This is a genomic window from Klebsiella sp. R445, from assembly GCF_051131755.1.
Lineage (GTDB): Bacteria > Pseudomonadota > Gammaproteobacteria > Enterobacterales > Enterobacteriaceae > Klebsiella > Klebsiella lignicola.
In genome coordinates, this window is sequence record NZ_CP180446.1 from 4,162,401 (window position 1) to 4,187,990 (window position 25,590).

Below are 25,590 nucleotides of genomic sequence, written 5' to 3' on the forward strand. Positions count from 1 at the left end.
ATGCCACGCTCGCTTTATGCCACCGATACCGACCTGACCGCCGAGCATCTGCTCCGCCTGCCTGCCGAATTTGGCTGCCCGGTGTGGGTCTATGACGCGCAGATTATCCGCCGCCAGATTGCCCAGCTCAGTCAATTCGATGTGGTGCGTTTCGCCCAGAAAGCCTGCTCCAACATCCATATTTTGCGCCTGATGCGCGAGCTGGGAGTGAAGGTGGATTCGGTCTCGCTGGGGGAAATCGAGCGTGCGCTGGCGGCAGGGTACGATCCGCAGCAGCATCCGGAAGACATCGTGTTTACCGCCGACCTGATCGACGACGCGACGCTGGAACGCGTCAAAGCGTTACAGATCCCGGTCAACGCCGGTTCGGTCGATATGCTGAGCCAGCTCGGGGAAGTCTCGCCGGGCCATCGCGTGTGGCTGCGCGTTAACCCGGGCTTCGGCCACGGTCACAGCCAGAAAACCAATACCGGCGGCGAAAACAGCAAACACGGGATCTGGTACAGCCATCTGCCGGCGGCGCTGGAAGTGATCCGCCGCTATCAGCTGCAGCTGGTGGGGATCCACATGCATATTGGGTCCGGGGTCGATTATGGCCACCTCGAACAGGTGTGCGGCGCGATGGTGCGCCAGGTGATTGAATTTGGTCAGGATCTGCAGGCGATCTCCGCCGGCGGCGGCCTGTCGATCCCCTATCGCGAAGGCGAAGAGACGATCGATACCGATCACTACTACGGTCTGTGGAACGCCGCGCGGGAACAGATCGCAAAACACCTGGGTCATCCGGTGAAGCTCGAAATCGAGCCAGGCCGTTTCCTGGTGGCGGAATCCGGGGTGCTGGTCTCCCAGGTGCGCAGCGTCAAAGAGATGGGCAGCCGCCACTTTGTGCTGATTGACGCCGGGTTTAACGATCTGATGCGTCCGTCGATGTACGGCAGCTATCACCATATTTCAGCGCTGTCGGCAGATGGCCGCGACCTGCGCGATGCGCCGCTGGTCGAGACCGTGGTGGGCGGGCCGCTGTGCGAATCCGGCGACGTCTTTACCCAGCAGGAAGGGGGCAAAGTGGAAACGCGTCTGCTGCCGGACGTGGCGCCGGGTGACTATCTGGTCCTGCATGATACCGGCGCGTACGGGGCGTCAATGTCCTCAAACTACAACAGCCGTCCGCTGCTGCCGGAAGTGTTGTTCGACAACGGCCACGCGCGGCTGATCCGTCGTCGCCAGACTATTCAGGAGCTGCTTGTCTTAGAGCAGTGCTAAAAAAAAGGTCCCGTCGATACCGAGTCGCGCAACACCAGCGTGCCGGTAAACGGCGGGATCGTTTCGATCGGCTGGTCATTGGCGAGCTTGATGGCCTGATCGATTGCGGTAGTGATCATGTTATCGATCGGCAGATAGACCGTCGACAGGCCTGGCTCCAGCCATTTCGCGCTAGGGGCATCATCAAAACCGAACAACGAAATATCCTGCGGGATCCGCAGCCCTGCCTGGTGCAGCGCCTTTGAAGCACCTAACGCCATATCATCGTTACAGGAAAACAGCGCGCTGAACGTGGTTTTCTCTGCCAGCAGCTCGCAGCACAGCTCGTAGCCGCGGGTCATCGTCGAATCGCCGTATTTCACTTTTTCCGGATCCCACGCAATCCCGTTCTTTTTTAGCGCCTTGCGGTAACCCTGCAGGCGGGCTTTACCGGTCGGCGTGTGCATCGGTACGGTGATACAGGCGATGTCACGGTGGCCCTGGTGAATCAGATAATCCACCGCCTGGAAAGCCGCATCTTCTTGCTCGAAGAAAACGCAGCGCTCCCGCGCCAGGCTGACGTCACGGTTAATCACCACCAGCGGCATATCGATGGATTCGATCAGCGACATGATCTTTTTTTCGCTCATGTGGCGGGTATAGAGAATGATGGCATCGCACTGGCGATCGGCGAGCATCTGCACCGCCTCTTCTTCACGCTCCGGCGCATCGTGACCGTCGGTGACGATCAGCTGTTTTCCCCAGGCTTCCGTCTGCCGTGAGGCCTGCTGTAACAGGCGACCAAAGTAGAAGCCATCGAAGGTGGAGACCACCAGACCGATGCTGTTGCTTGTGCGGTTCGCCAGTGAACGCGCGAGAAAGTTTGGCCGATATCCCAGCTCTTCCATCGCCTTGAAAACCTGTTGGCGGGTGCTCTCTTTTACCTGACCTGTGCCGTTCAACACGCGGGATACCGTCGCTTTAGAGACGCCTGCGCGAATTGAGACATCCAGCATTGTTGCCATTGATCGTTTCCTGATATCACGTGATAGGCCGCAGTTTATCACAGACATTCAGGGGGATATGCGCTCAACGGAGAGCAAACAACCATCGCGATCACGCTTTTTACAGGAACTGTGCGTCGCGAAAAGTGAACCCACTTATGCGGTATACCAATATTAAATATTCTAATAATTTGGAATACCACATCGCGCGTTGAGAGTTGAGTCACAGAACTTTTTACCACCAGTGACTATTTTTTGGTATGCCAAAAGGTGTTTAGCAGTACACCTTGTGTGCTAAAAAGCCCTTAAACCAGAGGTATCCTTTATGGCATTGCAGGAAAAACTGATCGACTCGCTGGGAAGTTTCGCCACGACATTCAACAGCTACCGCTACATCATGGCGATAAAATCCGCTTTTATTACCCTGATGCCGGTGATCATCGTTGGCGCCTTCTCGGTGCTGATTTCAAACATGGTGCTGGATCCGAAGAACGGGCTCGCCAGCTTTCAGTCGCTGTCATTCCTCGCCGCCCTGAAGCCCATTACTGGGGCGATTAACTACGCCACCCTGAACTTCCTGAATATCGGTGCGGTGTTCCTGATCGGGATCGAACTGGGGCGTATCAACGGTATTAAAAGCCTGTTTCCCGGCCTGCTGGCGGTTATCTGCTTTATCTGCGTGACGCCGACCACCGTCGAAATGATGGTCGACGGGCAGATGCGTGAGGTGAAAGATGTCCTGATGCGTCAGTTCTCCGATACCCGCAGCCTGTTCCTCGGCATGTTTATCGCCATTCTGTCGGTGGAGATTTACTGCTGGCTGGAGGGGCGCAAGGGGCTGAAGATCAAGATGCCGGATACCGTGCCGCCAAACGTCTCGGCCTCATTTTCGGCGCTGATCCCGGCGATCATTACCACCACGGCGATCGCCACCTTTGGCTTTATTTTCCATCAGGTCACCGGCATGTATCTGTATGACGCCATCTACCAGGTGGTGCAGCAACCGCTGGAGCGCGTGATGCAAAGCCTGCCGGGGATCCTGCTGCTGATGTTTGTTGCTCAGCTGTTCTGGGTTATCGGCATTCACGGCAATCAGATGATTAAACCAATCCGCGAACCGCTGCTGCTGGGGGCCATTACCGTCAACATGAGCGCCTTTGAGCAGGGCAAAGAGGTGCCTAACATCATCACCATGCCGTTCTGGGATGTGTATATGAGCATCGGCGGCTCGGGGCTGACCATCGGGCTGCTGATTGCGGTGATGATCGCCACCAAACGCAAAGAGATGAAAGAGATCGCCAAGCTGTCGATAGGGCCTGGGCTGTTTAATATCAACGAGCCGGTGATTTTCGGCATGCCGATTATGCTCAATCCGATCCTCGCCATCCCGTTTATTATCACGCCGCTGGTGACCGGCAGCATCGGCTACTTTGCGACGGTGACTGGGTTTGCCGGTAAAGCAGTGGTGATGGTGCCGTGGACCACGCCGCCATTGATTAACGCCTGGCTTTCCACCGCCGGTTCGATGGGTGCGGTGGTGACCCAGCTTATCTGCATCGTCACCGCGGTGATTATCTATCTGCCCTTTGTGAAGATTGCCTCGCGCCGGGCGGAGATTGCCCAGCGTGAAGCAGAAAATGCACAGATCGCCAACAACGCATGAGGATGTCATGAGCACGAAAAGGATTGCGATTCCCCACGATTTTATCCTGGGAGCGGCCGCTTCCGCCTGGCAGACCGAAGGCTGGAGCGGCAAAAAAGAGGGTCAGGATTCCTGGCCCGATCTGTGGTACAAGAATGACCGCCATGTCTGGCATAACGGCTATGGCCCGGCGGTAGCGACCGATTTTATCAACCGCTTTCGCGAAGATGTTCAGCTGATGAAGCTGGCGGGGCTGACCCACTACCGGACCTCGATTAACTGGTCGCGCTTTCTGATCGACTATGAAAACGTCACCATCGATGAAAGCTACGCTGCCTATTACGACCAGTTGTTCGATGAACTGCTGGCCAATGGTATCGAGCCGATGATCTGCCTTGAGCACTATGAGCTGCCGGGGTATCTGCTGGAGCACTACGGCGGCTGGGGTTCGAAAAAGGTGGTGGAGCTGTTTGTGCGTTACGCGGAGAAGGTGTTTGCCCGCTACCACCATAAAGTGACGCGCTGGTTTACCTTCAACGAACCGATTGTGGTGCAGACCCGGGTTTACCTTGATGCGCTGCGCTGGCCCTACGAGCAGAACACCGCAAAATGGATGCAGTGGAACCACCATAAGGTGCTGGCGACGGCGAAGGTGGTGGCATTGTTCCGCGAGAAGGGCTATCGCGGTACGGTGGGCTGTATCCTGAACCCGGAAGTGACCTATCCGCGCTCGCAGGCGCCGCACGATCTTCATGCCGCCGAGATGTACGATCTGTTCTATAACCGTGTCTTCCTCGATCCGCTGGTGCATGGCGCCTATCCGCCGGCGTTGTTCGCGCTGCTCGAACAGCACCATGTGCGCTGGGACTACAACGATCGCGAGCTGGCGATTATTCGCGACAACACCGTCGATGAGCTGGGGATTAACCTCTATTACCCGCATCGGGTGAAGGCGCCGTCGCGGGCCTGGCATCCGCAGACGCCGTTTCATCCGGCCTACTACTATGAACCCTTCGAGCTGCCGGGGCGGCGGATGAATAACTCCCGCGGCTGGGAAATATATCCGCGCATTGTTTTCGATATGGCGATGCGCATCAAAGACGACTACCGCAACATCCCGTGGTTTGTGGCGGAAAGCGGTATGGGCGTGGAAAACGAAGGGCAGTTTCGTAACCACGAAGGTACCATCGCGGACGACTACCGGATCCGTTTTATCAGCGAACATCTCTGGCAAACGCTGCGCGCGCGGGAAGAGGGGGCCAACTGCCACGGCTATATGCTGTGGGCCTTTACCGACAATGTGTCGCCGATGAACGCCTTTAAAAACCGCTACGGGCTGATTGAAATCGATCTGCAAAACCAGCGTGCACGGCGGCCTAAGGCTTCCGCCAGCTGGTTCCGTACGTTAGGAGAAAGACGCGAACTGACGCTGGATATCGACGATGAGTGGCGCTAGCCCGGCGTAAACTTTGCTAAGATAGCGCCGATATGGATTCCCTCGCAGACAACGCACAGGTGATATTGTGGAGAAGGCTATCATTCCGCCGGAAAAGAAACCCTACCAGGAAATTGGTGATGATTTACGCGCACAGATTGCGCAGGGGCGCTATCCCGTTGGCTCGCGCCTGCCGCCGGAACGCAATATCGCCGAAACCTATGGCGTCAGCCGGACTATCGTCCGGGAAGCGCTGCTGATGCTGGAGCTTCAGGGAACCGTCGATATTCGCCAGGGCTCCGGGGTCTATGTCATGCGCATTCCGCACGAGGACGACAGCGAGGAAGAGCAGATGCTGAGCAGCGACGTCGGGCCGTTTGAAATTCTCCAGGCGCGCCAGCTGCTGGAGAGCAACATCGCCGCCTTCGCCGCCAAAATGGCCACCCGCGCCGATATTGATAATCTCAAACGTATTATCGAACAGGAGCAGCGGGCGATTGCGACCAATGACACGGCCCAGGATAACGCCCGGCTGTTTCACCTGGTGCTGGCCGGGGCGACGCAAAACCAGATGCTGCTCGCCACCGTGGAGCGGATCTGGCTGCAGATGGACAGCAGCCCGCTGTGGCAGCAGTTTAATGCGCATATCGCCAGCCGCGCCTACCGCCTGAAGTGGTTGGGGGACCGGCAAACGATTCTCGCCGCGCTACGTCGGCGCGATGTGATGGGGGCCTGGCAGGCGATGTGGCAGCACCTCGAAAACGTCAAAAACAGTCTGCTGGAGCTGTCCGATGAAGACGCGCCGGATTTTGACGGCTATCTGTTTGAATCCGTGCCTATTTTTCAGGGAAAGCTGGTGTGACAATCCTGCCGCTGTATGCCGCACCGCAGCACGCGGAGCAGGTGACGGAATGGTTGTGGCAGGCCTTCGGCGGGGAGACGCTGCCGCGGACCTTTTTTGCCAGCATCATTGCGCATAGTCAGGAACCGGAGGCGCTGCCGATCACCTTTATCGCCGTCGAGGGCGACCGGCTGTTGGGAACGGTGGGGCTATGGCGCTGTGATTTAATCAGCCGCCAGGATCTGTTTCCGTGGATGGCGGCGCTGTACGTTGCCGAGGACGCGCGAGGCCAGGGGCTCGCCGGAGCACTGCAGCAGCAGGTGATCGCCTATGCTCGCCAGCGTGGGTATCCGCAGCTTTATCTTTACTCCGGCTGCCGCGATTTTTATGAGCGCTTTGGCTGGCACTATATCGGCGAAGGCCTGGATTACCCGGCCACCGCCGTGAGCCTCTATCGCTACGATTTATCGCTTTCCGACGGTGCGCTGACCGAGTGACGGCGAACCAGCGTCGGGCTGAAGAGATGGGTGATTTCCGGTGCTGGACGCTGATCTGCAAGCGCCAGCGCCAGTTCAGCGGCCTGAGTTGCCATGGTTACGATAGGGTAACGCACGGTGGTCAGTCGTGGGCGAACATAGCGCGAGATCAGCACATCATCGAAGCCAATCAGTGAAATTTCCCGCGGCACATCAATACCATTGTCATTAAGCACGCCCATGGCACCCGCCGCCATCGAGTCGTTATAGCAGGCCACGGCGGTAAAATTACGCCCGCGCCCCAGCAGTTCCGTCATCGCCAGTTCACCCCCGCTTTCGTCAGGCTCCGCAAAGGTCACCAGCCGATCGTGGCAAGGTAAACCGCTCTCTTTTAAGGCGTCGTAATAGCCCTGCAGGCGGTCTTCGGCATCGGAAATCGCGTGGTTGGAGCACAGATAGCCGATACGGGTGTGTCCCTGTTGGATCAGGTGACGGGTCGCCAGCCAGGCGCCGTAGCGGTCATCCAGCGCTACGCAACGCTGTTCAAAGCCCGCAAGAATACGGTTGATAAGCACCATGCCGGGGATCTGTTTCATCAACCCGGCGAGTTCGTCATCAGGGATCATTTTGGCGTGTACTACCAGCGCGGCACACCGGTGGCGGATGAGCTGTTCAATGGCCTGGCGCTCTTTCTTCACGCTGTGGTAGCCGTTGCCGATCAGCAAAAAGTTACCGGTGTGGTAGGCCACCTGCTCGACGGCTTTGACCATCGCACCGAAAAAAGGGTCGGACACGTCGCCAACCACCAGACCGACGGTTTCTGTCGACTGCTGGGCCAGCGCGCGAGCATTGGCGTTGGGATGATAATTCAGCGTTTCCATCGCCGCGGTAACAGACTGGCGCGAAGTTTCACTGGCTTTGGGGGAGTTATTGATAACGCGGGATACGGTAGCGACGGACACTCCAGCGAGTCGGGCTACATCCTTTATTGTCGCCATACCTGACCTTTTATAGGGTAAGCGTTTACATAAGGGTTATGTTACGGGAAAGCGCGGCAGATTCAAGGCTGGTGGCATCTGGTATCACGCAAATGTGATACAGATTTGCCTTAACGGTGACAAAGTTACACAGCGATTGCGCGCGGGAACGGCGAATGAAACCGGGAAGGGAAGATTCACACCTTTGGTTACACTTTGCGATTAGCTGTTGCGAATGTTCGCTGGTTTATCCATTCAATGCATTGATATTCTGGCTATCCCAGAGGTATTGATAGGTGGAGTCAACGGTTACGTTGGCCACTCTAATTACACCAGCCTGCGCAGATGCGCAGGTTTTTTTTTGCCCGCCGTTCAGCCTTGTTACAGTTACCGAAAATGGCAATAACTGGTTGCACTTAGCGTTATTCCCTTGCGTTTTATCGCTGGTGCGTCAGGGGCAAAAAACAGGACAATCAGGGTCCCAGAGGTATTGATAGGTGAGTTTTTAAGTACGCATTTCGTACTAATTATCTTGCACCAGCCTGCGCAGATGCGCAGGTTTTTTTTATTCTGAATTCCGCGCCCTACACTGCATTTCCCGTCTCTTCTCGTGTAACCTGCTTTGACTTACTCACCGGTCAAATGGAGTTGTTATGCTGTTGGCATTTTTCAGGTTGCTGTTCAAAGGGTTGTATCGGGTCAGATTGACCGGTGACACGCAGTCCTTGCAACAACAAAAGGTCTTGATCACCCCGAATCACGTCTCTTTTATCGATGGGATCTTGTTAGCCTTGTTCCTGCCCGTCAAACCGGTCTTTGCAGTATACAGTTCTATCAGCGAACGCTGGTTTATGCGGGCGCTTAAGCCAATTATTGATTTTGTCCCGCTGGATCCGACCAAGCCGATGTCGATTAAACATCTGGTGCGCCTGATTGAGCAGGGGCGTCCGGTGGTGATTTTCCCGGAAGGCCGTATTTCAGTCAGCGGCTCGCTGATGAAAATCTATGACGGCGCGGCTTTCGTGGCGGCGAAATCACAGGCGACGATCGTTCCGCTGCGTATCGAAGGCGCAGAGCTGACCCCGTTCAGCCGCCTGAAAGGGCTGGTGAAGCGCCGCCTGTTCCCACGGATCCAGCTCCATCTGCTGCCGCCAACCCGCATTGAGATGCCGCAGGCGCCTCGCGCCCGCGACCGCCGTAAAATCGCCGGTGAAATGCTGCATCAGATCATGATGGAAGCGCGCATGGCGGTTCGCCCGCGGGAAACCCTGTATGAATCGCTGCTGGCGGCGCAGGACCGGTTCGGCGCCCGTAAAAACTGCGTGGAAGACATTAACTTCACGCCGGATACCTACCGCAAACTGCTGACCAAAACCCTGTTTGTGGCGCGTATTCTGGAAAAATACAGCGCTCAGGGTGAGAAAATTGGCCTGATGTTGCCCAACGCCGGCATCAGCGCGGCGGTGATCTTCGGCGCCATTGCTCGCGGGCGTATCCCGGCGATGATGAACTATACCGCGGGCGTAAAAGGTCTGAGCAGCGCCATTACCGCCGCCGGGATCAACACCATTTTCACCTCCCGCACCTTCCTTGATAAAGGCAAACTCTGGCATCTGCCAGAGCAGCTGACCCAGGTACGCTGGGTCTTTCTGGAAGACCTGAAAGGCGACGTCACGACCGGCGATAAACTGTGGATCTTCGGCCATTTGCTGGCGCCAAAGCTGGCGCAGGTGAAACAGCAGCCGGAAGATGCGGCGATCATCCTCTTTACCTCCGGCTCGGAAGGCCACCCGAAAGGGGTGGTGCACAGCCACAAGAGCATTCTTGCCAACGTCGAGCAGATTAAAACCATCGCCGACTTCACCGCCAGCGACCGCTTTATGTCGGCGTTGCCGCTGTTTCACTCCTTCGGTCTGACCGTTGGCCTGTTGACCCCGCTGTTTACCGGCGCCGAAGTGTTCCTCTATCCCAGCCCGTTGCATTACCGCGTGGTGCCGGAGCTGGTTTACGATCGCAACTGTACGGTGCTGTTCGGCACCTCAACCTTCCTTGGGAACTATGCGCGCTTTGCCAACCCGTATGATTTTTATCGTCTACGCTACGTGGTAGCCGGAGCGGAAAAGCTTCAGGAGAGTACTAAGCAGTTGTGGCAGGACAAATTTGGTCTGCGCATCCTCGAAGGCTACGGCGTCACCGAGTGTGCGCCGGTGGTGTCAATTAACGTGCCGATGGCCGCGAAGGTCGGAACCGTCGGGCGCATTCTGCCGGGGATGGATGCCCGCCTGCTGGCGATGCCGGGGATTGAAGAGGGCGGTCGTCTGCAGTTAAAAGGGCCGAACATCATGAACGGCTATCTGCGGGTTGAGCAGCCTGGCGTGCTGGAAGCGCCAACCGCCGAGAATCAGCACGGTGAAATGGAAACCGGCTGGTACGACACCGGAGATATCGTCACCTTTGACGAGCAGGGCTATGTCCGGATTCAGGGGCGTGCCAAACGCTTTGCGAAAATCGCCGGCGAGATGGTGTCGCTGGAGATGGTCGAGCAGCTGGCGTTGGCGCTCTCCCCCGACAAGATGCACGCGACGGCGATTAAGCAGGATGTCAGCAAGGGCGAGGCGCTGGTGCTCTTTACCACCGACGATGAGCTGAACCGTGAAAAACTGCTGCGTTACGCCCGCGAACATGGCGTACCGGAGCTGGCAGTACCGCGCGACATTCGCTGGCTGAAGCAGCTTCCGGTTCTCGGCAGCGGTAAGCCGGACTTTGTCACTCTGAAAGGCATGGTTGATCAGACGGAACATTCGCATGAGTGAGTCAGTACACACTAACACTTCGCTGTACTCGAAAGGCATGATGGCGGTCATCTGCGCCCAGTTTTTCTCAGCCTTTGGCGACAACGCTCTGCTGTTCGCCACCCTGGCGCTGATGAAGCAACAGTTCTATCCGGACTGGAGCCAGCCGGTGATGCAGATGTTGTTTGTAGGTGCTTACATACTCTTTGCGCCGTTTGTCGGACAGTTCGCCGACAGCTTTGCTAAGGGACGGGTGATGATGGTCGCCAACGGCATGAAGCTGATTGGTGCCGGCTGTATCTGCTTCGGTCTCAACCCGTTTATCGGCTATACCCTGGTGGGGATTGGCGCAGCCGCCTACTCACCGGCCAAATACGGCATCCTCGGCGAACTGACCACCGGCGATAAGCTGGTCAAAGCCAACGGCCTGATGGAATCCTCCACGATTGCGGCGATTTTGCTGGGGTCTATGGCCGGCGGGATCCTTGCCGACTGGCACGTGCTGGCGGCCCTGGCTATCTGTGCGCTGGTGTACGGTGCGGCGGTGATCGCCAACCTGTGGATCCCGAAACTACCGGCGGCGCGACCGGGCCAGTCATGGCGTTTCACGCCGATGACCCACAACTTCTTCAGCGCCTGCCGCACGCTATGGCGCAATGGCGAAACGCGGTTTTCCCTGATGGGGACCAGCCTGTTCTGGGGCGCTGGCGTGACCTTGCGTTTCCTGCTGGTGCTGTGGGTCCCGGCGGCGCTGGGCATCACCAGCAACGCCATGCCGACCTACCTTAACGCGATGGTGGCGGTAGGGATTGTGCTGGGGGCCGGGGCGGCGGCGAAGCTGGTTACGCTGCAAACGGTCTCTCGTTGCATGCCTGCCGGGATTCTGATTGGTGTGGCGGTGATCTTTTTCGCCGTGCAGCACGCGCTGCTGCCGGCGTTTGGGCTGCTGCTGTTGCTGGGTATCTTTGGCGGTTTCTTTATCGTGCCGCTCAACGCGCTGCTGCAGGAGCGCGGTAAGCATACGGTTGGCGCCGGTAATGCCATCGCGGTGCAGAACCTCGGTGAAAACGTGGCGATGTTGCTGATGCTGGGGCTCTATTCGCTGGCGGTAAGCATCGGTATTCCGGTGGTTGGCGTCGGGATTGGTTTTGGCGCGGTGTTTGCGCTGGCGATCGCTACCCTATGGATTTGGGGACGGCGCAAATAATCTCTCGGTGGTGCTGAACTGGTATTTTCCCGGAGGCGGCGCATTGCGCCGCCTCCGGGTAAGGCGTTTACGTCGCGACCCGGGGCTTTCCAGTCTTACGGTGCCGGGTAGGTATAAACCTGATGCACCGCTTCAATCTCTGCCAATACCTCAGCGCTTAACTCAAGATGCAGGCTCTCGACGTTGGTCTTAAGCTGATCCATGGTGGTTGCGCCCAGCAGGGTGCTGGCGACAAATGGCTGACGGCGTACGAAAGCCAGCGCCATCTGAGCCGGGTCGAGGTTATGACGTTTGGCGATATCGACATAGGCCGCGACCGCTTTCTGCGTTTGCTCGCCGCTGTAGCGCGTGAAACGGCTGAACAGCGTATTGCGCGCCCCGGCCGGTTTCGCACCATTCAGGTATTTCCCGGTCAGCGTACCGAAGCCGAGGCATGAGTATGCCAGCAGCTCTACGCCCTCATACTGACTGACTTCCGCCAGACCCACTTCGTAGCTACGATTGAGCAGGCTGTAGGGGTTTTGAATGGTCACGATGCGCGGCAGATCGTGTTTGTCCGCCAGATGCAGGTAGCGCATGACGCCAAAGGCCGTTTCGTTGGAGACACCGATATAGCGGATTTTACCGGCCCGCTGGAATTCGGTGAGTGCTTCGAGGGTATCGAGCAGCGTCACCACCGGCGCGGAGTCGCTCCAGCTGTAGCCCAGTTTGCCGAAACAGTTGGTCGGGCGCTGCGGCCAGTGAACCTGATAGAGATCGAGATAATCGGTTTGCAGACGCTTCAGGCTGTCGTGCAGGGCATCGCGGATATTTTTACGGTCGAGCACATGGTTGGGGCGAATGCTGCTGTCGCTGTTGCGCGCCGGGCCGCTGACTTTGGAGGCGAGGACTAACTTTTCGCGATTTCCGCGTTTCGCCAGCCAGTTACCGACGTAGGTTTCCGTCAGCCCCTGGGTTTCCGGGCGCGGTGGGACAGGGTACATCTCAGCAACATCAATCAGGTTAATGCCCTGACTGACCGCGTAGTCGAGCTGTTCGTGCGCGTCGGCCTCGCTATTTTGCTCACCAAACGTCATGGTGCCCAGTCCAAGCGTACTGATTTCAAGAGAACTGTGTGGGATACGGTGATACTGCATAGCCGGCTTCCTTTTTTATTAACAAGGTCAGGAGTTCCCCGACAAAGGAGTATCAAAATGGCAGAGGGGGAGAAAAAGAGGAAGTAAAAAGATCAAAAAAGCCGGGCTTTCAGAATCCGCAGGCGTAACGCGGCGGATGTATCAGAACGTCCCGACTCTTTTATTAAGACGATATGGCGATGTTACAAGCGACGTCAGCAATCTGTTTCGGTTCAGTGCTGGTCGCTGACGCGTATTAACGTTTAATAATCTGTGAAACGTCATCGCGATTGATCTGCATTTTGTTGCCTTGCTGATCTTCGTAACTGATAAGACCGGTGTCATCATCGACGGCCGGCTTGCCATCGGTCAGAATCATGCGTCCATCTTTCGTTGCCATTACGTAATCGCTGCTGCAACCGGAAACCGAGAACGCCAGTCCTACGGCGGAAATCAATACTGCCCATTTTTTCATCGTTATTACCTCTTTAATACCCAAAATTATTCGCGTTGCTTGCAGCCAACACCCAGGCAACTTGAAGGATGAAAGGTATAGATGGTCGCACCTCACACCAGTGTATTAATAGCCTGATTTGTGAGACATAAAAAGCAGTTAAGTCTTAAAAAAGATTACAGCCCAGGTTTGGGCTGTAATTTTGTGGGTTACAGCGGATTTTTTTTGTTGCGCAGCAGGTTGAGACTTTCGACGGTAATCGAGAAGAACATCGCGAAGTAGATGTAGCCTTTCGGGATATGGATCTCGAAGCTTTCCAGCATCAGGGTAAAGCCGACCAGAATCAAAAATGACAGGGCCAGCATTTTTACCGACGGGTGTCGGTCGACGAAATCGCCGATTGGACGCGCGGCGAACATCATAACGCCGACGGCAATCACCACCGCAGCCATCATGATAAACAGGTGATCCGACAGGCCCACGGCGGTAATGACAGAATCGAGGCTGAAAATAATATCCAGCAGCATGATCTGCACGATCGCCCCCATAAAGGAGTGGACGTTGGTTTTGAGCCCTTCTTCCTCGCCTTCTATTGATTCATGGATCTCCTTACTGGCTTTCCAGATAAGGAACAGTCCGCCGAGCAGTAAAATCAAATCGCGAAACGAGACTTCATGACCGAGCACGCTAAACAGCGGGTTGGTGAGCTTAATAACCCAGGCAATAGAGGCCAGCAGCGCCAGGCGCATTATCATCGCGCCCATCAGGCCGATTCGTCGTGCGTGAGCGCGCTGAGCGGTCGGAAGTTTGGCGACAACCAGAGAGAGGAAAATAATATTATCAATCCCGAGCACGATTTCCAGCAGCGTCAGTGTACCGAGCGCCAGCCAGGCGTTAGGGTCGGTTATCCATGCAAATAACATTGTTCAAAGTCCAGCAAAAAAGAAAGTCGTAATTATATGCAACCCGGCTGGCAGAACAAAAATTTAATCGTGCCGCAGAAGAAAATGTCGGGCCAGCAGGGCGGCGGTAAAATTCTTCTTCAGATAAAAGCCCCGGGGCAGCGTGAGAATGGGTTCGCCGTGGGCGCCAATCGCCTCGGTTAGTGCTTTGCTGTTGGCGGCTTTTGGGCGCAGCTGCAGGACTTCGCCGTGACGGGCGGTGATACGTTCAACCTGGCCGAGGACGATCAGATCCATCAGCTCCTCCCAGTCCATGCGCAACTGGCGATCCTCTTCCTCATTCGGGGTCCACAGCAGCGGCGCGCCGACACGGCGTTGTGCCAGGGGGATCGCCCGATCGCCCTCCACCGGTACCCACAATACCTGTTGGAGCTTATGACGCACGTGGCTGCTTTCCCAGGTCACGCCGCTGTTACCGGTCAAGGGGGCGACACAGACAAAGGTAGTTTCCAGCGGGCGACCCTGGCTATCGACAGGAATGGTTTTGAGCTCGACGCCCAGCGCTGCGAAATCCTGCTCGGGCTTGCTGCCAGCGCTGGCGCCAAGCCACATCTCCAGCAGAATGCCGATCCACCCCTTATCGCGTTTTAAATCACGTGGAATGGGAATGCCTGCCAGTGCCGCCAGTTCACCCAGCGAGTAGCCCGCCAGCTGCTGGGCCTGGGCCAGAAGTTGCTGCCGGGATTGCGGTGGTGACGTTAACGGCGCGATGGCGGTCATAGGGTGAATTTCCTGGTTAAAAAATGAACGCTAAAATGGTGCGTTGTGGACAGAGTTTACCTTTTCTTGGGTAACTATGACAATGTGATGATTAATATGGCTTTTTTTTGATATTTTTGTCGTTATGAAAATGATGAAAACAGGTTTTCCAGAACTGGTCACTGGCAATGAACAGGATCTTACACCATGTTATCCACAGAAAAATGGGATAACTGGGGAAAAGCCCCACTACTGTTTCCATTTACAGCCTTGACGTGCGACGAAAATCGAATTTTTAGACAAAATGTGCCCAGTGGGCAGGCATAATCTGTGGATAAAATCGACATTGTTCGATCTTTCATCAGTTCCAGGATCGCATGTGTGATGATCATCACGTTATGCTGCAATTATTGAAAGATATATGTGCTAACATGATGAATACAATGCCATTATTAAATAATGGTATCCGTAAGCGGTTCAGACTACTCCGGGTTTTCCCTGGGTAATTCCATACTTCTTCACAACTCTATCCACAGAAAAAGTGAATAAAATGGGGCTGCGATCGCTTTCACTGTTTATAACTCTGCTGATTACTGTGAGTTATTCAAATGTTATTCGATCGCACAGTGGCAACAGAGTGGTTTACCGTTTACAGCGAGTGTGAAACAATCGTTCACATTGAAGATTATTTTGAGGTAGTCCGGTGATTGATGACGATGGCTACCGCCCAAATGTCGGTATTGTAATCTGTAATCGTCAGGGCCAGGTCATGTGGGCCAGACGCTATGGTCAGCACTCGTGGCAGTTCCCGCAAGGGGGCATTAATCCAGGGGAATCAGCCGAGCAGGCGATGTACCGGGAGTTGTTTGAAGAGGTTGGGCTAAGTCGTAAAGATGTACGAATCCTGGCTTCTACCCGGAACTGGTTGCGTTACAAATTGCCTAAACGTTTGGTGCGTTGGGACACAAAGCCGGTTTGTATCGGCCAGAAACAGAAGTGGTTTCTTCTGCAGTTGATAGGCAGTGATGCAGAAATCAATATGCAAACCAGTAGTACACCTGAGTTTGATGGTTGGCGATGGGTAAGTTATTGGTACCCGGTTCGTCAGGTGGTGTCGTTTAAGCGCGACGTGTACCGCCGGGTGATGAAAGAGTTTGCCAGCGTCACCATGTCGCTGGCAGAAACGGCACCTAAACCGCAAAGCGCGCCTGCTTATCGACGTAAAAGAGGTTAAGCCACGCACATTATGCTCACTCGGTTACGAGAAATCGTCGAGAAAGTCGCGAGTGCGCCACGTTTAAACGAGGCGCTGGATATTCTGGTCACAGATATCTGCCAGGCGATGGAAACGGAAGTCTGTTCGGTCTACCTGGCCGATAACGATCGGCGATGCTACTACCTTATGGCCACTCGCGGGCTGAAAAAACCTCGCGGGCGTACCGTTGCGCTCGCCTTTGATGAAGGCCTGGTTGGCCTGGTCGGCCGCCTGGCTGAACCTATCAACCTTGCCGATGCGCAAAAGCACCCCAGCTTTAAATATATTCCGGCCGTTAAAGAGGATCGCTTCCGCGCGTTTCTTGGCGTACCGATTATCCAGCGGCGCCAGCTGCTGGGCGTGCTGGTGGTGCAGCAGCGCGAGCTGCGCCAGTTTGACGAAAGCGAAGAGTCGTTCCTCGTCACGCTGGCGACGCAGATGGCTGCCATTCTCTCCCAGTCACAACTGACGGCACTGTTTGGCCAGTATCGCCAAACCCGTATTCGTGCACTGCCGGCATCTTCCGGGGTGGCGATTGCCGAAGGCTGGATGGACATTAGTCTGCCGCTGATGGAGCAGGTCTATGAAGCCTCGACGCTGGATACCGCTTCCGAACGCGAACGTCTGACCGGCGCGCTGGAAGAGGCGGCTAACGAATTCCGTCGCTACAGCAAGCGCTATGCCGCCGGGGCGCAAAAAGAGACCTCGGCAATCTTTGACCTCTATTCACACCTGCTGTCTGATGCCCGACTGCGCCGCGAGCTTTTTGCCGAAGTCGATCAGGGCGCGGTGGCCGAATGGGCGGTGAAAAAGATCATCGAGAAGTTCGCCGAGCAGTTTGCCGCGCTGAGCGATGGCTATCTGAAAGAACGTGCTGGCGACCTGCGTACCCTCGGACAGCGCCTGCTGTTCCACCTCGATGACACCATCCAGGGGCCCAATACCTGGCCGGCTCGCATCGTTCTGGTGGCGGACGAACTTTCCGCGACAACGCTGGCAGAGGTTCCTCAGGACCGGCTGGCGGGTGTCGTTGTACGCGACGGGGCGGCGAACTCCCACGCGGCGATCATGGTTCGTGCCTTAGGGATCCCGACGGTGATGGGCGCCGACATTCAGCCCTCGTTGCTTCACGGCCGCATGCTGGTGGTGGATGGCTACCGTGGCGAGCTGCTGGTGGATCCTGAACCAGCGCTGTTGCAAGAGTATCAGCGGCTGGTCAGCGAAGAGAACGAGCTCAGCCGCCTGGCGGAAGACGATCTTGAACGGATCTCCGAGCTAAAAAGTGGGGAGCGGGTCAAGGTCATGCTGAATGCCGGCCTGAGCCTTGAGCATGAAGAGAAGCTCGGTAACTTTATCGACGGCATCGGCCTGTATCGCACCGAAATACCGTTTATGTTGCAAAGCGGCTTTCCGTCGGAAGAGGAGCAGGTTGCCCAGTATCAGGGCATGCTGCAGATGTTTAATGAAAAACCGGTAACCCTGCGTACGCTGGATATCGGTGCCGATAAACAGCTGCCGTATATGCCGATCAGTGAAGAGAACCCGTGCCTTGGCTGGCGTGGGATCCGCATCACCCTCGATCAGCCGGAGATTTTTCTGATTCAGGTACGCGCCATGCTGCGTGCCAACGCCGCCACCGGTAACCTCAGTATTCTGCTGCCGATGGTGACCAGCCTGGATGAAGTCGATGAGGCACGACGCCTGATCGATCGCGCCAGCCGCGAGGTGGAAGAGATGATTGGCTACGCCATTCCGCGTCCGCGTCTTGGGGTGATGCTGGAGGTGCCGTCGATGGTCTTTATGCTGCCGCACCTGGCCAGCCGCGTCGATTTTATCTCTGTCGGAACGAATGACCTGACCCAGTACATTCTCGCGGTCGATCGCAACAATACCCGGGTTGCCAGTCTGTACGACAGCCTGCATCCGGCGGTACTGCGGGCGCTGTCGATGATTGCACATGATACCGAACGTTTCGGTATCGACCTGCGGTTGTGCGGCGAAATGGCCGGTGACCCGATGTGCGTGACTATTCTGATTGGCCTCGGCTATCGCCATCTCTCGATGAACGGTCGTTCGGTGGCAAGGGTAAAATATCTGCTGCGCCGCATTGATCTCGAGGAGGCGCAAGAGCTGTCGCGTCGTAGCCTTGAAGCGCAGATGACAACGGAAGTGCGTCATCAGGTAGCGGCCTTTATGGAGCGTCGTGGCCTGGGCGGTCTGATCCGCGGCGGCCGGTAGCCTCTCTTCCGGGTAAGGCATTGATGCCGCAGCCCGGGAGAACTTCACCGAGTGGATCACCGGCAGCACGATGGCCGTTAGCATCCGTATACATATCTTTTACAACAACGGCACGGCCAGTGAATTAACCTTATGTTATTATTCGCCCCCTTGGAGCACCCGCATAGCTCGGGCGTGTATGATGACCGCTGTCCACTTTCGGCGGAATAACAAGTCTTTATGGTGACAGATGAATAGTGGCTACCTGCATTTTCCGGAGTTTGATCCGGTAATATTTTCCGTTGGGCCGGTTGCCCTCCATTGGTACGGCATGATGTATCTCGTCGGGTTTGTTTTTGCGATGTGGCTGGCCACCCGTCGGGCCAATCGTCCGGGCAGCGGCTGGACCAAAAACGAAGTCGAAAACCTGCTGTATGCCGGCTTCCTTGGCGTCTTCCTCGGCGGTCGTATTGGTTACGTTCTGTTCTATAACTTGCCGGTCTTCCTGCAGGATCCTCTGTATCTGTTCCGTGTCTGGGACGGCGGGATGTCGTTCCACGGTGGCCTGATTGGCGTCATCCTGGTGATGATTATCTTTGCCAAACGCACCAAACGTACCTTCTTCCAGGTATCCGATTTTATCGCGCCGCTGATCCCGTTTGGTCTCGGCGCTGGACGACTGGGCAACTTTATCAACGGCGAATTGTGGGGCCGCGTTGACCCGAGCTTCCACTACACGATGATTTTCCCCGGCTCACGGGCGGAAGATCTGGCTCTGCTGCCGTCACATCCGGAATGGCAATCGCTGTTTGATACCTATGGCGCACTGCCGCGTCACGCTTCACAGCTGTACGAGCTGGCGCTGGAAGGGATTGTGCTGTTCCTGATCCTGAACCTGTTTATCCGCAAACCGCGCCCAATCGGCTCGGTCTCGGGTCTGTTCCTGATTGGCTACGGCCTGTTCCGCATTATCGTGGAATTCTTCCGTCAGCCGGATCAGCAGTTCACCGGTGAGTGGGTGCAGTACATCAGCATGGGCCAGATTCTTTCCATTCCAATGGTGCTTGCGGGCATCATTATGATGGTCTGGGCTTACCGCCGCCGTCCGCAGCAACAAACTTCTTGAGGAACCATGAAACAGTATCTTGATTTGATGCAGAAAGTGCTTACAGAAGGCACGCAAAAAAATGACCGCACCGGTACCGGCACGATCTCTATTTTCGGCCATCAGATGCGTTTTAACCTGCAGGAAGGCTTCCCGCTGGTGACGACCAAACGCTGTCATTTACGCTCCATCATCCATGAACTGCTGTGGTTCCTCCAGGGTGACACCAACGTCGCGTATCTGCATGAGAACAACGTCAGCATCTGGGATGAATGGGCAGATGAAAATGGCGATCTGGGGCCGGTTTACGGCAAACAGTGGCGCTCCTGGCCGGCGCCAGATGGCCGCCATATTGACCAGATCAGCACCGTGATGGAACAGCTGAAAAACGACCCGGATTCGCGTCGTATCATCGTTTCCGCCTGGAACGTTGGCGAACTGGACAAGATGGCGTTGGCGCCGTGCCATGCGTTCTTCCAGTTCTATGTTGCGGACGGAAAACTCTCCTGTCAGCTCTATCAGCGCTCCTGTGACGTGTTCCTCGGCCTACCGTTTAACATCGCCAGCTATGCGTTGCTGGTTCATATGGTGGCCCAGCAGTGCGATCTGGAAGTGGGTGATTTTGTCTGGACCGGCGGGGATACCCACCTGTACAGCAACCACCTTGAGCAGACGGATCTGCAGCTGAGCCGCGAGCCTCGTTCACTGCCGAAGCTGGTTATCAAGCGTAAACCGGCGTCGATTTTCGACTACCGCTTTGAAGACTTTGAGATCGAAGGCTACGACCCGCATCCGGGAATTAAAGCGCCGGTGGCGATTTAATTTAACCAGAACAGGACGTGACAGATACAACAACCGGTGCCAGTGGCGCCGGTTTTTTTTGTGCCATGAATAACCCTTCCAGATTTTCCGCAACGTGCTGCAAATGTTGATTCTTGCTTCGGCGCGCCACGCGAATTGCTCTTTTGCCTGTCGTTCCGGTGTCGCAACTTCCCCATACTTGCGCCATGAACAGACAACGCGGCTATACCCTCATTGAAACGCTGATAACGCTGGCACTGATGTTAATCCTCAGCGCCGGCGCGCTGTACGGCTGGCAGCGCTGGCAGCAGCAACAGCGGTTATGGCAAACCGCCAGCCAGGTGCGCGATTACCTCGTGCTGCTGCGCGATGATGCCAACTGGCATATCCGCAACCGCGTGCTGAGCGTGGGCCAGCACGCTGATGGCTGGTGCCTGAGCGCCCTGGAGGCTCCCGTGAATTGTGCGCCTGCAATGCCGTTTACATTTCTGCCGCGCTGGCCTGAGGTATCGCTCAGCCATATCACGCCGGGCCTGGGATTTTACGGGCTGCGCAATAGCGCCTGGGCCGGACATATCCGGTTGCATAGCGCGGGTGACAGCTGGAACATAATTGTCTCCAACTGGGGGCGCATTCGTCTGTGCCGCAATGAGGAGACCGCATCATGCCTGTGATCTCCCGTGGGTTTTCTCTGGCTGAGACGCTTATCGCGATGGCTATCAGCGCCATTTTGCTGACCGGCGCCTCGCGTTTTTTACCTGCGCTGCAACGGCAGGTACTGCGCCAGACGCAGCAGCAGTCGCTGGATGACGAACTGTGGCAGCGCCTTTATACGGTAGCCAAACATCTGCAACGGGCAGGGTATTGCCGTGGGAAGTGTGTGGGGGAGCCATTGCTGATCGCCAGCAGCGGCCACTGCATCATCGTCCGTTGGGACAGCAACAGTAACGGCGTATGGGATATCTCGCCGGAGGCAACCTCAGATGCCACGGGCTTTCGCCTGAACAACGGTGCGTTAGAAACCCGGCGCGGGGTGACCAGCTGTTATGGCGGCGGATGGGAGAAAATGACCAATCCCGCGGCGATCAACGTGACCCATTTTGAGGTGACCCGCCAGGCGATTACCGGCTTTGCGCCAGAGCTTAGCGTGACCCTGACCGCACACTCGACCGCGGATCCACGAATGACCGCCCACGCGGAATACCGCGTGACGGGATATAACCTATGAGCTGCCAGCAGGGGTTCTCGTCACTGTTGATGGTGCTGTTGCTACTGGTGCTCGGTAGTACCTTGCTACAAGGGCTGAATCAGCGCCAGCGCGCGTTGCTGGCGCAAACCGCCGGAGAAACCCGGGGCATCCGGGAGACCGCCGGGGCGCACTCCGCCCTGCAGTGGGGAAAAGAGCAGCCGTGGTCGATAGATGACCCCGCAGCCTGTCGGCACGCAGGCAGCGATAACTGGCGCGCTTGTCTGCGCATTTTTAACGATGCCTCGGTGCTGCTGATAGCCAGCGGCGGCAGCATCTTATTATGGCAATCCGGGTGGGTTGAAAAGGGCGTGGTTCAGTTTTCACCCCACGGCTGGAGCGACTTCTGCCCGTTGACGGAGGAGGGCTTATGTCAAATGCCCTGAGCCGGGAGCACGGTTTTAGCCTGCCGGAAACGCTGCTGGCGATGGTGCTGCTGATGATGGTAGTGACTGTACTTGGCGGCTATCAGCGAGGGTTAGCCAGCGGTTTTATTCAATTAAATCAGTATCGCCAGCTGTGGCGTGATGCGTGGCGCTACGGTCAGTTGAACCCTCCCGCCATCTCGGGCGGCAGGGCGGTCAGCCGTTTGCAGACATCGGCGGCAAGATGTGTCAGCATCACGGTAACGATCACCATGCCCGTTGAAAAACGGGTGCAGATGACCCGGCTGCATTGCCCGGTAAATCAGTAGTCAGGAGCGAATATGTTAAGGGTGTACCACTCAAACCGTCTGGATGTTCTTGAAGCGTTGATGGAGTTTATCGTCGAGCGCCAGCGGCTGGACGACCCTTTCAAACCGGAGATGGTTCTGGTGCAAAGTACCGGTATGGCACAGTGGCTCCAGATGACCCTGGCAAAGCGATTTGGCATTGCGGCCAATATCGAATTTCCATTGCCAGCCAGCTTTATCTGGGACATGTTTGTTCGCGTACTGGCGGATATCCCCGGTGAAAGCGCCTTTAATAAACAAAGCATGAGCTGGAAACTCATGACCTTACTGCCGCAGCGCCTCGACGATGACGCTTTTACGCTGCTGCGCCACTATCTGAGCGACGACAGCGATAAGCGCAAGCTGTTCCAGCTCGCCTCCAGGGTGGCTGACCTCTATGACCAGTATCTGGTCTATCGCCCGGAATGGCTGATGCGCTGGGAGGCTGACGAACGGGTTGATGGCCTTGGCGATGCGCAGCAGTGGCAGGCGCCGCTGTGGAAAGCGCTGGTCGAACACACCGCCGAACTGGGGCAGGAGTCCTGGCACCGTGCGAATTTGTACCAGCGTTTTATCAGCGCCCTGGAAACGGCAGACCAACCGCCGGCCGGGCTGCCTTCACGAGTGTTTATCTGTGGTATTTCGGCGCTGCCGCCGGTCTATCTGCAGGCACTACAGGCGCTTGGCAAGCACGTGGATGTCTACGTGCTGTTCACCAACCCTTGCCGCTACTACTGGGGCGATATTAAAGACCCGGCTTTTCTGGCGAAACTGATGTCGCGCCAGCGCCGTCATCACCGCGAATCACGGGAGCTGCCGCTGTTCCGCGATGCCGAACAGGCGCCGGGGTTGTTTAACGACGCCGGGGAACAGGACGTCGGCAACCCGCTGTTGGCCTCCTGGGGCAAGCTGGGCCGGGACTATATCTATCTGCTGGCCGGGCTGGAACGCTATGAAGAGCTGGATGCCTTCGTCGATATCACGCCGGATAATCTGCTGCACAATGTACAGGCCGATATTCTCGATCTGCGCAATGCGGCGGTGGCCGGGCGTAACGCCGAGGAGTTTGCCCGCAGTGACAGCAAGCGCAGGTTGGCCCTGGGCGATCGCAGCTTGACTATTCAGGTGTGCCATAGCCCGCAGCGTGAAGTGGAAGTCCTGCACGACCGGCTGCTGGCGATGCTCGAAGAGGACCCGACCCTGACGCCGCGCGATATTATCGTGATGGTGGCGGATATCGACAGCTACAGCCCCTATATTCAGGCGGTATTCGGCAGCGCCAGCGGCGAACGCTGGCTGCCGTGGGCGATCTCTGACCGACGCGCCCGTGAATCGCACCCGGCGCTGCAGGCGTTTATTACGCTGCTGTCGCTGCCCGACAGCCGCTTTGCCAGTGAAGATGTTCTGGCTCTGCTGGATGTGCCGGTTCTTGCTGCCCGCTTTAGCATTGATGAAGCGGGGTTGCGCTACCTGCGTCAGTGGGTTAACGAGTCCGGCGTGCGCTGGGGGATGGACGACGATAACGTACGTGAGCTGGATCTGCCAGCCACCGGGCAGCACACCTGGCGTTTTGGTCTGACGCGTATGCTGCTGGGCTATGCGATGGACAGCAGCCAGGGCGAGTGGCAATCGGTATTGCCGTACGATGAATCCAGCGGGCTGATTGCCGAGCTGGTGGGCAACCTGGCTTCACTGCTAATGAAGCTCAACCAGTGGCGTCACACGCTGGCGCAGGAGCGTCCGCTGGCGGAATGGCTACCGCTGTGTCGCGAACTGCTGGACGACTTTTTCCTGCCTGATGGCGACACGGAAGCCGCTCTGGCGTTGATCGAGCAGCAGTGGCAGGCGGTCATTGGCGAAGGCGCTCAGGCGCAATATGCGCAGAGCGTTCCCCTGTCACTCCTTCGTGATGAGCTGGCCCAGCGCCTGGACCAGCAGCGTATCAGCCAGCGTTTCCTCGCCGGGCCGGTTAACATCTGTACCCTGATGCCGATGCGTTCGATCCCGTTCAAAGTGGTATGTTTGCTGGGGATGAATGACGGCATTTATCCGCGTACGCTGGCACCACTGGGCTTCGATTTAATGAGCCAGAAGCCGCAGCGGGGCGATCGCAGCCGTCGCGATGACGACCGCTATCTGTTCCTCGAGGCGCTGATGTCTGCCGAACAGACCTTATATATCAGCTATATCGGCCGCTCGATTCAGGACAATAGCGAACGTTACCCGTCGGTACTGGTACAAGAACTGGCGGACTATATTGGCCAGAGCCACTGCCTGGAAGGTGATGAAGAGCTGGATTGCGACGCCAGCGAGCGGCGGGTCAAAGCGCACATCACCCATCTGCATACCCGGATGCCCTTCGATGCGGCCAACTTCCTCGATGATGAACATCGAAGCTACGCCCGGGAATGGCTGGCGGCCGCCAGTCAGCAAGGGGAGGCGCACAGTGACTTTATCCAGCCGCTGCCGGTGCCGCCCATTGACACCCTGCCGTTTGAACAGCTGTTGCGCTTCTGGCAGCACCCGGTTCGGGCCTTTTTCCAGCAACGCCTGCGGGTTAACTTCCGCTCTGAAGAGAGCGATATCCCCGATGACGAACCCTTTACCCTGGAAGGGCTTAGCCGTTATCAGCTGAATCAACAGCTGCTGAATACCTTGATTGAGCAACAGGATCCCGCAACGATGTATCGTCGTTTCCGGGCTGCGGGCGAACTACCTTTCGGTGCTTTTGGCGAGCTGGCCTGGGAGACGCAACGTCAGGAGATGCAGAACCTTGCGGAGCGGGTTATTGCCAGCCGCCAGCCAGGGCTGAGCGTGGAAATCGATCTGCAATGTCACGGCGTTAACATTACGGGCTGGCTGCAGCAGGTACAATCAGACGGCCTGTTACGCTGGCGACCTTCGCTGCTGAGCGTGGCGCAGGGGATGCAACTTTGGCTGGAACACCTTGTCTACTGTGCTGGTGGCGGAACCGGCGAAAGTCGGCTGTTGGTGCGAAAAGAAGGCGAGTGGCGTTTCCCACCGCTGGCGCAAGAACAGGCAAAGGCATATCTTGATGAACTGGTAGCGGGTTACCTGCAAGGCATGTCCAGACCGCTACTGCTGCTGCCTGAAAGCGGCGGCGCATGGCTAAAAGTCTGTTATGACGCTGAAAAGGATGTCATGTTAACGGACGAAGAGACACAACAAAAAGCGCGGAGTAAATTTCTTCAGGCCTATGAAGGCAATATGGTGGTCAGCGGTGAAGGTACTGATGTCTGGTATCAACGCCTGTGGCGCACTCTTGAACCGGAATGCTATGACGAAATTATTACCCAAACACAGCGTTACCTGTTGCCGATATTTCGTTTCCATCAGTCCGAATAAATTGTAATAGTATAAAAATTGCGCAGATTAAGGTGTTCAATT

23 protein-coding genes are annotated in these 25,590 nt (G+C 56.6%); 16 read left to right on the forward strand and 7 right to left on the reverse strand.

Translation table 11 applies throughout. The annotated features are described in order from the left end of the window. Entirely contained in the window at nucleotides 1–1,263 is a 1,263-nt protein-coding gene (gene lysA, locus ACMYSN_RS19670) for a type III PLP-dependent enzyme domain-containing protein (RefSeq protein WP_462495877.1), read from the forward strand. Here lysA and ACMYSN_RS19675 read toward each other — a convergent pair. Next, the gene (locus ACMYSN_RS19675) at nucleotides 1,260–2,258 is read right to left on the reverse strand and encodes a LacI family DNA-binding transcriptional regulator (protein WP_174509813.1); all 999 of its coding nucleotides are present in this window, start codon (nucleotides 2,256–2,258) and stop codon (nucleotides 1,260–1,262) included. The genes lysA and ACMYSN_RS19675 overlap by 4 nt on opposite strands. A 313-nt stretch (nucleotides 2,259–2,571) precedes the next feature. Between ACMYSN_RS19675 and ACMYSN_RS19680 the strand changes: the two genes are divergently transcribed. The 4 genes from ACMYSN_RS19680 (at nucleotide 2,572) to ACMYSN_RS19695 (ending at nucleotide 6,661) form a co-directional block, all read left to right on the forward strand. Beyond that, nucleotides 2,572–3,909, forward strand: a complete 1,338-nt coding sequence (locus ACMYSN_RS19680; RefSeq protein WP_154144000.1) for a PTS sugar transporter subunit IIC — start codon at nucleotides 2,572–2,574, stop codon at nucleotides 3,907–3,909. 7 nt (nucleotides 3,910–3,916) lie between these two features. Next, on the forward strand, nucleotides 3,917–5,344 hold the full coding sequence (locus ACMYSN_RS19685; protein WP_462495878.1) for a glycoside hydrolase family 1 protein: 1,428 nt from the start codon (nucleotides 3,917–3,919) through the stop codon (nucleotides 5,342–5,344). Between the two features lie 67 nt (nucleotides 5,345–5,411). Beyond that, the gene (locus ACMYSN_RS19690; protein ID WP_123756657.1) at nucleotides 5,412–6,185 is read left to right on the forward strand and encodes a GntR family transcriptional regulator; all 774 of its coding nucleotides are present in this window, start codon (nucleotides 5,412–5,414) and stop codon (nucleotides 6,183–6,185) included. Then, the gene (locus ACMYSN_RS19695; protein WP_462495879.1) at nucleotides 6,182–6,661 is read left to right on the forward strand and encodes a GNAT family N-acetyltransferase; all 480 of its coding nucleotides are present in this window, start codon (nucleotides 6,182–6,184) and stop codon (nucleotides 6,659–6,661) included. Before ACMYSN_RS19690 ends, ACMYSN_RS19695 begins: the two co-directional genes overlap by 4 nt. Here ACMYSN_RS19695 and galR read toward each other — a convergent pair. Continuing rightward, nucleotides 6,622–7,638: an HTH-type transcriptional regulator GalR gene (gene galR, locus ACMYSN_RS19700; RefSeq protein WP_174509725.1), complete on the reverse strand. Its 1,017-nt coding sequence runs from the start codon at nucleotides 7,636–7,638 to the stop codon at nucleotides 6,622–6,624. The two genes, ACMYSN_RS19695 and galR, sit on opposite strands and share 40 nt — an antisense overlap. Nucleotides 7,639–8,270: 632 nt before the next feature. Here galR and aas point away from each other — a divergent pair. Together aas and lplT are read left to right on the forward strand one after the other, a co-directional pair. Next, complete coding sequence (gene aas / locus ACMYSN_RS19705; protein ID WP_462495880.1) at nucleotides 8,271–10,430, forward strand: bifunctional acyl-ACP--phospholipid O-acyltransferase/long-chain-fatty-acid--ACP ligase; 2,160 nt, start codon at nucleotides 8,271–8,273, stop codon at nucleotides 10,428–10,430. Further along, nucleotides 10,423–11,616, forward strand: coding sequence for an MFS transporter (lplT, locus tag ACMYSN_RS19710; RefSeq protein ID WP_462495881.1), 1,194 nt, complete (start codon nucleotides 10,423–10,425; stop codon nucleotides 11,614–11,616). The genes aas and lplT overlap by 8 nt, the downstream gene beginning before the upstream one ends. Before the next feature lie 95 nt (nucleotides 11,617–11,711). Here the strand turns inward: lplT and ACMYSN_RS19715 are convergent, their stop codons facing one another. From ACMYSN_RS19715 to ACMYSN_RS19735, 5 genes are all read right to left on the reverse strand, one after another. Then, nucleotides 11,712–12,752 (reverse strand): NADP(H)-dependent aldo-keto reductase, encoded by a 1,041-nt coding sequence (locus ACMYSN_RS19715; RefSeq protein ID WP_462495882.1) that lies wholly within the window; start codon nucleotides 12,750–12,752, stop codon nucleotides 11,712–11,714. Between the two features lie 235 nt (nucleotides 12,753–12,987). After that, nucleotides 12,988–13,206: a YgdI/YgdR family lipoprotein gene (locus ACMYSN_RS19720; protein WP_004867116.1), complete on the reverse strand. Its 219-nt coding sequence runs from the start codon at nucleotides 13,204–13,206 to the stop codon at nucleotides 12,988–12,990. Nucleotides 13,207–13,394: 188 nt separating this feature from the next. After that, nucleotides 13,395–14,108 (reverse strand): TerC family protein, encoded by a 714-nt coding sequence (locus ACMYSN_RS19725; protein WP_462495883.1) that lies wholly within the window; start codon nucleotides 14,106–14,108, stop codon nucleotides 13,395–13,397. A 63-nt stretch (nucleotides 14,109–14,171) separates the two neighbouring features. Then, nucleotides 14,172–14,867 carry a DNA mismatch repair protein MutH gene (gene mutH / locus ACMYSN_RS19730; RefSeq protein WP_462495884.1) on the reverse strand — a complete coding sequence of 232 codons (696 nt, stop codon included), beginning with the start codon at nucleotides 14,865–14,867 and terminating at the stop codon, nucleotides 14,172–14,174. A 91-nt stretch (nucleotides 14,868–14,958) separates the two neighbouring features. Beyond that, a complete protein-coding gene (locus ACMYSN_RS19735; RefSeq protein ID WP_462498296.1) occupies nucleotides 14,959–15,096 on the reverse strand; it encodes a hypothetical protein in 138 nt (45 codons plus the stop codon). Between the two features lie 453 nt (nucleotides 15,097–15,549). Here ACMYSN_RS19735 and rppH point away from each other — a divergent pair, with 453 nt between their 5' ends. The 9 genes from rppH (at nucleotide 15,550) to recC (ending at nucleotide 25,548) form a co-directional block, all read left to right on the forward strand. Next, entirely contained in the window at nucleotides 15,550–16,080 is a 531-nt protein-coding gene (rppH, locus tag ACMYSN_RS19740; RefSeq protein ID WP_123756667.1) for an RNA pyrophosphohydrolase, read from the forward strand. A gap of 12 nt (nucleotides 16,081–16,092) precedes the next feature. Beyond that, nucleotides 16,093–18,339 carry a phosphoenolpyruvate--protein phosphotransferase gene (gene ptsP, locus ACMYSN_RS19745; protein ID WP_462495885.1) on the forward strand — a complete coding sequence of 749 codons (2,247 nt, stop codon included), beginning with the start codon at nucleotides 16,093–16,095 and terminating at the stop codon, nucleotides 18,337–18,339. 229 nt (nucleotides 18,340–18,568) lie between these two features. Beyond that, the gene (gene lgt, locus ACMYSN_RS19750; RefSeq protein ID WP_123756669.1) at nucleotides 18,569–19,444 is read left to right on the forward strand and encodes a prolipoprotein diacylglyceryl transferase; all 876 of its coding nucleotides are present in this window, start codon (nucleotides 18,569–18,571) and stop codon (nucleotides 19,442–19,444) included. 6 nt (nucleotides 19,445–19,450) lie between these two features. Next, complete coding sequence (thyA, locus tag ACMYSN_RS19755; protein WP_462495886.1) at nucleotides 19,451–20,245, forward strand: thymidylate synthase; 795 nt, start codon at nucleotides 19,451–19,453, stop codon at nucleotides 20,243–20,245. A 185-nt stretch (nucleotides 20,246–20,430) separates the two neighbouring features. After that, a complete protein-coding gene (locus ACMYSN_RS19760) occupies nucleotides 20,431–20,898 on the forward strand; it encodes a prepilin peptidase-dependent protein (protein WP_462495887.1) in 468 nt (155 codons plus the stop codon). Continuing rightward, on the forward strand, nucleotides 20,889–21,452 hold the full coding sequence (locus ACMYSN_RS19765) for a prepilin peptidase-dependent protein (RefSeq protein WP_462495888.1): 564 nt from the start codon (nucleotides 20,889–20,891) through the stop codon (nucleotides 21,450–21,452). Before ACMYSN_RS19760 ends, ACMYSN_RS19765 begins: the two co-directional genes overlap by 10 nt. Beyond that, complete coding sequence (locus ACMYSN_RS19770) at nucleotides 21,449–21,856, forward strand: YgdB family protein (RefSeq protein ID WP_462495889.1); 408 nt, start codon at nucleotides 21,449–21,451, stop codon at nucleotides 21,854–21,856. The genes ACMYSN_RS19765 and ACMYSN_RS19770 overlap by 4 nt, the downstream gene beginning before the upstream one ends. Continuing rightward, entirely contained in the window at nucleotides 21,841–22,164 is a 324-nt protein-coding gene (locus ACMYSN_RS19775; RefSeq protein ID WP_462495890.1) for a prepilin-type N-terminal cleavage/methylation domain-containing protein, read from the forward strand. The genes ACMYSN_RS19770 and ACMYSN_RS19775 overlap by 16 nt, the downstream gene beginning before the upstream one ends. 12 nt (nucleotides 22,165–22,176) lie before the next feature. Further along, on the forward strand, nucleotides 22,177–25,548 hold the full coding sequence (recC, locus tag ACMYSN_RS19780; protein ID WP_462495891.1) for an exodeoxyribonuclease V subunit gamma: 3,372 nt from the start codon (nucleotides 22,177–22,179) through the stop codon (nucleotides 25,546–25,548). Nucleotides 25,549–25,590 lie beyond the last annotated feature (42 nt).

Bases quoted from the DNA above. Each gene is read 5' to 3' on its own strand.
- thyA (WP_462495886.1), top strand. From the start codon at position 19,451: ATGAAACAGTATCTTGATTTGATGCAGAAAGTGCTTACAGAAGGCACG.
- ACMYSN_RS19775 (WP_462495890.1), top strand. From the start codon at position 21,841: ATGTCAAATGCCCTGAGCCGGGAGCACGGTTTTAGCCTGCCGGAAACG.
- lplT (WP_462495881.1), top strand. From the start codon at position 10,423: ATGAGTGAGTCAGTACACACTAACACTTCGCTGTACTCGAAAGGCATG.
- ACMYSN_RS19725 (WP_462495883.1), bottom strand. From the start codon at position 14,108: ATGTTATTTGCATGGATAACCGACCCTAACGCCTGGCTGGCGCTCGGT.
- ACMYSN_RS19770 (WP_462495889.1), top strand. From the start codon at position 21,449: ATGAGCTGCCAGCAGGGGTTCTCGTCACTGTTGATGGTGCTGTTGCTA.
- ACMYSN_RS19685 (WP_462495878.1), top strand. From the start codon at position 3,917: ATGAGCACGAAAAGGATTGCGATTCCCCACGATTTTATCCTGGGAGCG.
- lysA (WP_462495877.1), top strand. From the start codon at position 1: ATGCCACGCTCGCTTTATGCCACCGATACCGACCTGACCGCCGAGCAT.
- ACMYSN_RS19760 (WP_462495887.1), top strand. From the start codon at position 20,431: ATGAACAGACAACGCGGCTATACCCTCATTGAAACGCTGATAACGCTG.
- ACMYSN_RS19680 (WP_154144000.1), top strand. From the start codon at position 2,572: ATGGCATTGCAGGAAAAACTGATCGACTCGCTGGGAAGTTTCGCCACG.
- ACMYSN_RS19715 (WP_462495882.1), bottom strand. From the start codon at position 12,752: ATGCAGTATCACCGTATCCCACACAGTTCTCTTGAAATCAGTACGCTT.
- galR (WP_174509725.1), bottom strand. From the start codon at position 7,638: ATGGCGACAATAAAGGATGTAGCCCGACTCGCTGGAGTGTCCGTCGCT.
- ptsP (WP_462495885.1), top strand. From the start codon at position 16,093: ATGCTCACTCGGTTACGAGAAATCGTCGAGAAAGTCGCGAGTGCGCCA.
- lgt (WP_123756669.1), top strand. From the start codon at position 18,569: ATGAATAGTGGCTACCTGCATTTTCCGGAGTTTGATCCGGTAATATTT.
- ACMYSN_RS19675 (WP_174509813.1), bottom strand. From the start codon at position 2,258: ATGCTGGATGTCTCAATTCGCGCAGGCGTCTCTAAAGCGACGGTATCC.
- aas (WP_462495880.1), top strand. From the start codon at position 8,271: ATGCTGTTGGCATTTTTCAGGTTGCTGTTCAAAGGGTTGTATCGGGTC.
- ACMYSN_RS19765 (WP_462495888.1), top strand. From the start codon at position 20,889: ATGCCTGTGATCTCCCGTGGGTTTTCTCTGGCTGAGACGCTTATCGCG.
- ACMYSN_RS19720 (WP_004867116.1), bottom strand. From the start codon at position 13,206: ATGAAAAAATGGGCAGTATTGATTTCCGCCGTAGGACTGGCGTTCTCG.
- recC (WP_462495891.1), top strand. From the start codon at position 22,177: ATGTTAAGGGTGTACCACTCAAACCGTCTGGATGTTCTTGAAGCGTTG.
- mutH (WP_462495884.1), bottom strand. From the start codon at position 14,867: ATGACCGCCATCGCGCCGTTAACGTCACCACCGCAATCCCGGCAGCAA.